The organism is Roseateles sp. P2_H4, assembly GCF_056403315.1.
The window spans coordinates 206,616-215,190 of sequence record NZ_JBFUFR010000008.1 but is presented as its reverse complement, the minus strand read 5'-3'; the positions used below and the strand labels follow the sequence as shown (position 1 = coordinate 215,190).

9 protein-coding genes and 1 pseudogene are annotated in these 8,575 nt (G+C 68.6%); 2 read left to right on the top strand and 8 right to left on the bottom strand.

The annotated features are described in order from the left end of the window. On the top strand, nt 1–366 hold a 366-nt coding region (locus AC1DW3_RS08945), incomplete at its 5' end, for a BON domain-containing protein (RefSeq protein WP_477930590.1). Between the two features lie 57 nt (nt 367–423). Here the strand turns inward: AC1DW3_RS08945 and AC1DW3_RS08940 are convergent. The 8 genes and pseudogenes from AC1DW3_RS08940 to msrP all read right to left on the bottom strand — a co-directional run bounded on the left by AC1DW3_RS08940 (nt 424) and on the right by msrP (nt 7,071). Then, on the bottom strand, nt 424–852 hold the full coding sequence (locus AC1DW3_RS08940; RefSeq protein WP_477930588.1) for a hypothetical protein: 429 nt from the start codon (nt 850–852) through the stop codon (nt 424–426). Between the two features lie 115 nt (nt 853–967). Continuing rightward, nucleotides 968–2,347, bottom strand: coding sequence for a bifunctional UDP-N-acetylglucosamine diphosphorylase/glucosamine-1-phosphate N-acetyltransferase GlmU (glmU, locus tag AC1DW3_RS08935; protein WP_477930586.1), 1,380 nt, complete (start codon nt 2,345–2,347; stop codon nt 968–970). 168 nt (nt 2,348–2,515) lie between these two features. After that, on the bottom strand, nt 2,516–3,139 hold the full coding sequence (locus AC1DW3_RS08930; RefSeq protein ID WP_477930584.1) for a DUF4136 domain-containing protein: 624 nt from the start codon (nt 3,137–3,139) through the stop codon (nt 2,516–2,518). Between the two features lie 60 nt (nt 3,140–3,199). Beyond that, entirely contained in the window at nt 3,200–4,198 is a 999-nt protein-coding gene (gene ttcA, locus AC1DW3_RS08925) for a tRNA 2-thiocytidine(32) synthetase TtcA (RefSeq protein ID WP_477930582.1), read from the bottom strand. Between the two features lie 5 nt (nt 4,199–4,203). Beyond that, nucleotides 4,204–4,599 (bottom strand): dihydroneopterin aldolase, encoded by a 396-nt coding sequence (locus tag AC1DW3_RS08920; RefSeq protein WP_056203616.1) that lies wholly within the window; start codon nt 4,597–4,599, stop codon nt 4,204–4,206. 312 nt (nt 4,600–4,911) lie between these two features. After that, nucleotides 4,912–5,451 (bottom strand): annotated as a pseudogene (locus AC1DW3_RS08915) (FAD-dependent oxidoreductase); the annotation flags it as partial. A gap of 40 nt (nt 5,452–5,491) precedes the next feature. Beyond that, the gene (locus tag AC1DW3_RS08910) at nt 5,492–6,103 is read right to left on the bottom strand and encodes a protein-methionine-sulfoxide reductase heme-binding subunit MsrQ (RefSeq protein ID WP_477930581.1); all 612 of its coding nucleotides are present in this window, start codon (nt 6,101–6,103) and stop codon (nt 5,492–5,494) included. Beyond that, complete coding sequence (gene msrP, locus AC1DW3_RS08905; RefSeq protein WP_477930580.1) at nt 6,103–7,071, bottom strand: protein-methionine-sulfoxide reductase catalytic subunit MsrP; 969 nt, start codon at nt 7,069–7,071, stop codon at nt 6,103–6,105. Before msrP ends, AC1DW3_RS08910 begins: the two co-directional genes overlap by 1 nt. A 147-nt stretch (nt 7,072–7,218) precedes the next feature. On the opposite strand from msrP, the gene AC1DW3_RS08900 reads away from it, so the two are divergent. After that, a complete protein-coding gene (locus AC1DW3_RS08900) occupies nt 7,219–8,403 on the top strand; it encodes an alkane 1-monooxygenase (RefSeq protein WP_477930578.1) in 1,185 nt (394 codons plus the stop codon). Nucleotides 8,404–8,575: the final 172 nt, after the last annotated feature.

The following is an 8,575-nucleotide window of genomic DNA, read 5'->3' as shown; positions in this document are numbered from 1 at the left end:
ACCGCCGCCGGCCCGGCAACCGCGACGCCGCCCGTGGCATCGACGACGCCTGACACCGCTGGCAGCGCTGCCGCGACGGGCACCCCGCCGCTGGCTCAGGCCCAGCCTGTGCCTCAGGTCGAGGACAGCGGCATCACGGTCAAGGTGCGCATGGCCCTGGCTGCCGATGCGACGCTGGCCGCCGTGCCCATCGCCGTCAGCACCGACCATGGTGTCGTCAAGCTCGAAGGCCAGGTGCCCGACAGCCAGACCCGCGATCGCGCCACCGTCGTCGCATCGTCCACGACGGGCGTCAAGGCGATCGACAACCGCCTGACCCTGCCGCCTGCCACGGTGGTGAGCCAGGCGCCGACCAGCACGCAGTAAGCGCCGTGCCGCAATGAAAAAGGCGCCCCTCGGGGCGCCTTTTGCGTGGTGTGGTGCTCAGTGGCAGTGCTGGCTGCGGGCCGGGGCCAGCTCGGCGCCGATCAGCGCCTCCTCGGTCACCTCGCGGGCGGCCTCGAGCTGCAGGCAGAGTTCGGTGATGCCGTCCTCGCGGCCGCCGACGATCTCGGGCAGCGGTGCTGCGGCAATGTCGGTGGGCAGGTCGGCCAGGGCACCGATCAGTTGGAACAGCAGTTCCAGGCTGGCTTCGCCATCCTGCGGCAGGTCGCGTGCGGCGCCCAGGCTTCGCGCCAGGTACCAGCAGGCTTCGGCGGCGTTGTCGCAGGCCTGGGCCTTGAGTTCGAGGGCACGGTTGCGGGCATCCGCCTCGTTGAGTTCACGATGGGCCTGGACGATCTCGTAGGCACCGAGATCGGCCGGGACGGCATCGTCAAGCGAGAGCGCGGCAAAGTCGAGTTCGTGGGCCATGGGTGCTGCGGTGGTGAGGCAGTGCCATCGTAATGGCGGGCCGGGCCGGGAAGCTTCCCCTCAACCCGGGCGCCGTGAAGCAATCGCCGGAACTAAATCACAAGGACGGCTCTATTCAACGCTTCTTGGCCGGGCGGGTCCAGCCAGCAATTGCAACCTGTTTGCCACGCGCCACGGCCAGGCTGCCGGCTTCGACGTCCTTGGTGATGGTCGAGCCGCCGCCGATGGTGGCGCCATTGCCCAGCGTGACGGGCGCGACGATGACGCAGTTGGAGCCCACGTGGACGTCGTCGCCGATGGTCGTGCGGTGCTTGTTGGCGCCGTCGTAGTTGGCCGTGATGGCGCCAGCGCCGTAGTTGACGCGCTCGCCGATGGTGGCGTCGCCGAGATAGGCCAGGTGGTTGGCCTTGGCCCCCTTGGCCAGCGTCGAGTTCTTGACCTCGACGAAGTTGCCGATGTGCACCTCGGCACCGAGCTGGGCGCCGGGGCGCAGGCGCGCGAAGGGGCCGATCAGCGCGCCTTCGCCAACGCTGGCGCCGGCCGCTTCGCCGTCAATGTGGGTGAACTCGTGGATGCGTGCGCCGGCGGCGATGGTCACATTGCGGATGACGCAGTGGGCGCCGATGCGCACGCCGTCGCCCAGCGTCACATCGCCCTCGAAGACGCAGTTCACGTCGATCTCGACGTCCTGGCCATGGGCCAGCGTGCCGCGCAGGTCGAAACGGCCCGGGTCGGCCAGGCGCACGCCGGCGCGCATCAGGTTTTCGGCTTGGCGGCCTTGGAAGGCGCGCTCGAGCTGGGCGAGCTGCACGGGGTCGTTGACGCCCAGCACCTCGATCTCGCTGCTCGCCTTGATGCCCAGCACGGGCAGGCCCTCGGCGACGGCCATCGCGACGATGTCGGTCAGGTAGTACTCGCCCTGGGCGTTGTTGTTGGTCAGCTGGCCGACCCAGCGCTTGAGGGCACCGGTGGGGGCGGCCATCATGCCGCTGTAGCCCTCGTGGATGAGGCGCTGTTCGGGCGTGGCGTCCTTGTGCTCGACGATGGCGAGCACGCCGCCGTCGTCGGGATCGCGAATGATGCGGCCATAGCCGGTCGGGTCGGCGAGGTCGACGGTCAGCAGCACCAGGGCGTGGCCGGCGCAGGTGTCGATGAGGGCCTTGGCCGTCGCCGTCTCGATGAGGGGCACGTCGCCGTTGAGGATCAGCGTCGTGCCTTCGCCCACCAGGGCCGGCACGACCTGCTGGATGGCGTGGCCGGTGCCCAGCTGGGGCATCTGGCGCACGAAGCCTATGCCGTCGGCGCCGGCCGCCGCTTCGACCTGGTCGGCGCCATGGCCGGTGATGATGAGGCGGGCCTCGGCGGCGAGCGGCTCGCAACTTTTGAGCACATGGGCCAGCAGCGAGCGGCCGGCGAGTTTGTGCAACACCTTGGGCGTTGCGGACTTCATGCGGGTGCCCTTGCCCGCCGCCATGATCACGATATTCAGCGCCATGCCTGCCTTGCGACTACGTTTCAACGAAGTCGCGATTATGGGCAGGCTATCGCGGCGCGAGGACACGTCTGGCGTCGTGCCTTACCCAGGCGACCACCGCGGAACCGGCTTTGCCGGGCCGCTGGTGGTGCCCCCTTGAGGGGGCCGGCGAAGCCGGTACGGGGTGGGCTATCTCACGGCCTGCACGGACACGCGGTGCGATTTCGGGTTGACCTTGGGGAACTCGGCCAGAGAAGCGTCGAAGAGGCTGCCGATGACGGCTTCGCTGCCCATGGTCATGCCTTCGTTGCTGGCATGGGTCTCGAACAGCGCCTCGCCGCTGGCGCGATCGCGCATCAGCACGGCCACGGCGCGGTCGTAGCGGCGGTCAAAGAAGGGATCCTGGCGCCAGCCCCAGCCACCCCAGCCAGCGGCGTAGCCGTAGCGGGGCGAGAACATGCGGCCGCGCCAGCGCCACCACAGCGGGTCATCCCAGGGCACGGGGTCGTAGGCGGTGACGCGGGCGCCCAGCGTGACGAGTACGTCGGCGCTCTTGGCATCGGCGGCGGGCTTGAAGCCGGCCCTTTCCAGTGCGGCCTTGGCGGCTTCTTCCAGCGTGTTCTGGCGCTTGGCGGCTTCCTCGCTCTGCTGCTGCGAGGGCAGGCGGTCGAAGGCATAGCTGCCGGGCTTGCGGTCGGCCGGCCAGTTGCCATAACTGGAGACATCAGCGGAGACCGTGTAGGGGCCCGCGCAGCCGGTGACGGCAACGACCGAGGCGGCGGCAAGCGCGGTGAGGATCAGGCGGCGGTTCATGGAACACCTCCATCTTGGTGATGGCGGCATTCTGACCCGGCTAGATTGCCCTTATGTAAATCAGCGTTGCAGTGTGATGACCGAGCTGGCTGGCGACGGCGTGGCGCAAGACTCATCGTCGTCGAAGGCGATGTCGCCGTCGGGCTCGGCCTGGCCGGTGGCACGCATGGTCTCGAAGGGGAAGAGCTTCTTGTCCATCATGTGCGAAGGCACGATGTTGCCCATGGCCGTGAAGATGTTGTCGATGCGGCCGGGGTAGCGCTTCTCCCACTCGTTGATCATGGCCTTGACCTGCACGCGCTGCAGGTTCTCCTGGCTGCCGCAGAGGTTGCAAGGAATGATGGGGAACTCGCGGTGCTCGGCCCAGCGCACCAGGTCGGGCTCCTTCACATAGGCCAGCGGGCGGATGACGACGTTCTTGCCGTCGTCGCTGACCAGCTTGGCCGGCATGCCCTTCATGCGGCTGCCGAAGAACATGTTCAGGAACAGCGTCGTGACCATGTCGTCGCGATGGTGGCCCAGCGCGATCTTGGTGGCACCCAGTTCGCCGGCCACGCGGTAGAGGATGCCGCGGCGCAGGCGCGAGCACAGGCTGCACGTCGTCTTGCCCTCGGGGATGAGCTTCTTGACGATGGAATAGGTGTCCTGGTTCTCGATGTGGAAGTCCACGCCGCGCGAACGCAGGTAGTTGGGCAGCACCTCCTCGGGGAAGCCGGGCTGCTTCTGGTCGAGGTTGACGGCGACGAGGCTGAACTTGATCGGCGCGCGCTGCTGCATGTTCAGCAGGATGTCCAGCATCGCGTAGCTGTCCTTGCCGCCCGACAGGCAGACCATGACCTTGTCGCCTTCTTCAATCATGTTGAAGTCGGTGACGGCCTGGCCCACCTGGCGGTGCAGGCGCTTGGACAGTTTGTTGATCTCGTAGGCGGCCTTCTTGTCGGCGGCGGCTTGTTCGGCGAAATCGAGGACGTCAGCGGTGCCCGGCCGCCCGAAACCGCTGACAGCCCCCTCGGGGGGCAGCTCGCCATGCGAGCGTGGGGGCAAATCAAGTTCAGACATGTTGTTCACCATGCACCCAGTTCGGTGCTGATTGCGACTTCGCAGTCGGGAAAGATTTCGAGCTTGGTCAGCTTCAGGCGCACGCCGACGACGCCGGGCAGGCTCATCAGGCGGTTGCAGAGCTTGCCCAGCAGGGCTTCGACGAGGTCGGTGTGCTCGGCCGTGCACTCGTCGATGATGGCCGTGCGCACACGGCGGTAGTCCAGCACGTGGCCGATGTCGGCGTCGCGGGCGACGACAGGCATGGCGCCGAGGTTCACTTCGGCATCGACCTGGATGGGCTGGGGCCCGGTGCGCTCGAAGTCGAGCACGCCCAGGTTGGCGCGAAAGCGCAGGCCCTGCAGATGGATGACCTGACGGTTGTTATAGCGCTGCGGCGCGGCGGCGACCTGAGGGCGCAGGGCCAGCTCGATCTGCTTGGCCGCCTGCACGCCGTCGGCCAGGGCCGTCTGCACGCAGGGGTGCCAGCGGCGGCTGGCGTCGCCGGCGACGAAGGCGCGCTGGCGAGAGGCTTCGTCCAGCAGCGCGAAGGCCGAGGGCTCGGGCTCGAATCCCAGCAGCGCGGCGACAAAGTCGAAGCGCTCGCTGCCGACCGTGACGCCGCTGTCGTCGGGCAGCAGGGCCTCGGGCAGCGGCGTGGCCAGGCGCACGCTGATGCGCGGGTGGGCGGTGGCGCGCTCGGCCAGGTGGATCTGGGCGCGCCAGCTGCCGCGCGACCAGAGCGTCACGTCATGGCCGCGCTCGGCCAGGAAGAGGGCGTTCTCGGCCGCGTTGTCGCCGGCACCCAGCAGCAGCACGCGGCCCGGGGGCAGTGCCTCGCGGCGGGTGGTCAATTGGGAGGCGTCCAGCACGCGGTCGTGCGGCACGGCGAAATAGCGAGCCGGTCGCAGCAGGCGCAGGCCGGTGGCGACGAGCAGGGCGCGGGCCTGCACATGCTCGCCGGTGGCCAGTTGCAGCGTCCAGCCCGCGGGCGTGTGGCGGGCGGATTCGGCCCGCGTGCCCAGGCGCAGCGTCATGCCCGGCGTGGCCTGGGCCTGGGCGGCGTAGTGCTCGCCCAGGGCAGCCAGGCGGGCGGCGGGCTCGCCCAGCACCCAGTCCTGGGCGAAGTTGAGGCCGGCCAGCGCCGCGCACAAACGCGGCTCGCGCTCGACGAGCAGGGCCGTCATGCCCATCTGGCCCAGCCAGGACGCGGCGCTGCAGCCGGCAGGGCCGCCGCCGAGGATGGCTACGTCGATGGAAGTGGGGCTGGGCATGGGGCGGCCGGAGCAAAGCCGCGAATTATCCCCGCCACGACTATTTCCTGCCGACCCGTTTCCAGAGCCGCCACCCCAGCAGCGCCGCCAGGATCACGCCGTAGACGGCCGGCTCGGCGAAGTTGTGCTTGCCGGCGCGCATCCAGATGAAGTGCATCAGGGCGATGACGGAGATGGCGTAGATGGCCTTGTGCAGGGTCTGCCAGCGCTTGGCGCCCAGCCTCTTGATGGCCTTGTTGAAGCTGGTGGCGGCCAGCGGCAGCATCAGCGCCCAGGCCGTGAAGCCCATCAGGATGAAGGGCCGCTTGGCGATGTCGGTGGCGATGACGGCGAGGTCCAGGCCCTGGTCCAGCCAGCCATAGGCCAGCAGGTGCAGCGTCGCATAGCTGAAGGTGAACACGCCCAGCATGCGCCGAAAGCGCGCCAGCGCCGCGAGGCCGGTCAGCTCGCGCAGCGGTGTGATGGCCAGCGTCAGCCACAGGCCACGCAGCGTCCAGTCGCCCAGGCGGCGGATCAGCGCCTCAGCGGGGTTGGCGCCGAGCTGGTTGGCGATAGCGCCGTAGACCAGCCAGGCCAGCGGGCCCAAGCAAAGCAGAAACAGCACCACCTTCGCCGCTGGGTGCAGCAGCGCGCGCGTCAACGCCGCCTTCATCAGTAGTTGCGCTTCAGGTCCATGCCTGCGTAGAGCTGTCCGACCTGGGCTTCGTAACCGTTGAACATCAGCGTCGGGCGCTTCTTGGCAAACAGCCCGTCCTCGCCGATGCGTCTCTCGGTGGCCTGGCTCCAGCGCGGGTGGGCCACGTTGGGGTTCACATTGGAATAGAAGCCGTATTCCTGCTGGGCGGCCTTGGTCCAGCTGGACACGGGCTCCTTCTCGACGAAGCGGATCTTGACGATGCTCTTGGCCGACTTGAAGCCGTACTTCCAGGGCAGCACCAGGCGCAGCGGCGCGCCGTTCTGGTTGGGCAGCACCTCGCCGTACATGCCGAAGGCGAGCAGAGCCAGGGGGTGCATGGCCTCGTCGATGCGCAGGCCTTCGACATAGGGCCAGTCCAGCACACCGGAGCGCACGCCGGGCATCTGGGTCTTGTCGGCCAGGCTGGTGAACTCGACGTATTTGGCCTTGGACGTCGGCTGGGCCTGCTTGAGCAGCTCACCCAGCGAGTAGCCCTCCCAGGGGATGACCATGCTCCAGCCTTCGACGCAGCGCAGGCGGTAGACGCGCTCTTCGATGGCGCTGAGCTTGAGCAGGGCGTCGAGGTCATAGCGGCCAGGCTTGGCGCATTCGCCTTCGATGCTGACCGTCCAGGGCCGCGGCTTCAGCGTATGGGCGTTGGCGGCCGGGTCGGACTTGTCGGTGCCGAACTCGTAGAAGTTGTTGTACGAGGTCGCGTCCGTGTAGCTGGTGATCTTGTCCATGACCAGGGCGCCGGCCACGGCCGAGCGGGCGCCCGGCAACTTGGGCAACTTGCCGCCGCCGGGTGCGGCCTGGGACAGCGCCAGCGGCGACGCGGCCGCCAGGCCCAGGCCGGCCAGGGCCGTGCGGCGGTTCAGGTAGACACGGCGGGGCGTGATCTCGCTGGAAAGGGGCTCGTGGGCGGCGGGGGTCTTGATCAGCATGGGGTGTGCGATTCGGTGAGTCTGGCGGTTCGGTCGGCCAGGGATAGTCGGAACTTACACCGGCAGGCGCCGGCCCGTACGAGGTCATGTGTAAACCCGAGCGCCGCTGTCCTTGACTGCCGCAGCCCGGCCGCCGAGCATGCCGCCATGCCTGTCTCCCTGTCGGCCCCCGCTCCCGCGCCTGCCCCCACGCGATGGCGCGACGCCAAGCGTTACGCCTGGCTGCTGTCGGGCCTGTTCCCGGGGCTGGCCTGGCTCAACGTCTGGCAGGCCGACCGCAGCGGCCAGGCGTTCTGGCTGTGGCTGATGCCGGGCGTCATGTACACGCTGATCCCGCTGCTGGACACGCTGCTGGGCGAGGACCGCAGCAACCCGCCCGAGGCCCAGGTGCCCGTGCTCGAGGCTGACCGCTGGTATCTGGTCGTGCTGCTGCTCTTCGTGCCGCTGCAGTTCGGGTTGACGCTGCACGGCGCCTGGCTGGCGGTGCATGGCGGGCTGGGCGCGGTGGGATTCGTGGGCCTGGTGCTGACGGTAGGCGGCATCAACGGCGTGGCCATCAACACGGCTCACGAGCTGGGCCACAAGCACGCTGCCTGGGAGCGCTGGCTGTCGCGTCTGGTGCTGGCACCGGTGGCCTATGGCCACTTCTTCGTCGAGCACAACCGCGGCCATCACCGGCGCGTCGCCACGCCCGAGGACCCGGCCAGCGCGCGCCTGGGTGAAAGCTTCTGGGCCTTCCTGCCGCGCACCACGTGGGGCAGCTTGCTCTCAGCCTGGCAGCTCGAACGCGAGCGCCTGGCTGGCCGCGGTCACGGCCCCTGGCACTGGCGCAACCAATGCCTGCAGGCCTGGGCCATGACGGTGGTGCTCTATGCCGGCTTGGTGATCTGGCTGGGTTGGGCGGTGCTTCCCTTCCTGCTCGTGCAGGCGGCCTACGGCGCCCAGTTGCTGGAGGTGGTGAACTACATCGAGCACTACGGCCTGTTGCGCCAGCGCGGGCCCGACGGCCGCTACGAGCGCTGCGCGCCCGAGCACTCATGGAACAGCAACCACCGCATGTCCAACCTCTTCCTGTACCACCTGCAACGCCACAGCGACCACCACGCCCACCCCGCGCGCCGCTACCAGGCGCTGCGGCATTTCGAGCAGGCGCCGCAACTGCCCAGCGGCTATGCCGGCCTGCTGCTGGTGGCCTATGTGCCGCCGCTGTGGTTCCGGTTGATGGACCGGAGGGTGATGGCGCATTACGGCGGGGAGCTGCAAAGGGCGAATGTGCAGCCGGGGGCGCGGGCGAAGTTGGAGCGACGGTGGAGCGGGCAGGTGGGGTTTTGATTGCGGGGACAGTCAACCTGTCTGCGATCCGAGGTATCCGCATGCCGATGTGGCACAACTGTTGGGCCGATGCTCACTCGCGTTCGAGCCGGAGCGCTGTTGATGGATTGCAGTTTTGGCTGGGTGTCTTCAAGGGGCCGCAATCGGCCACAAGCGCTCCGCCGCGATAGAT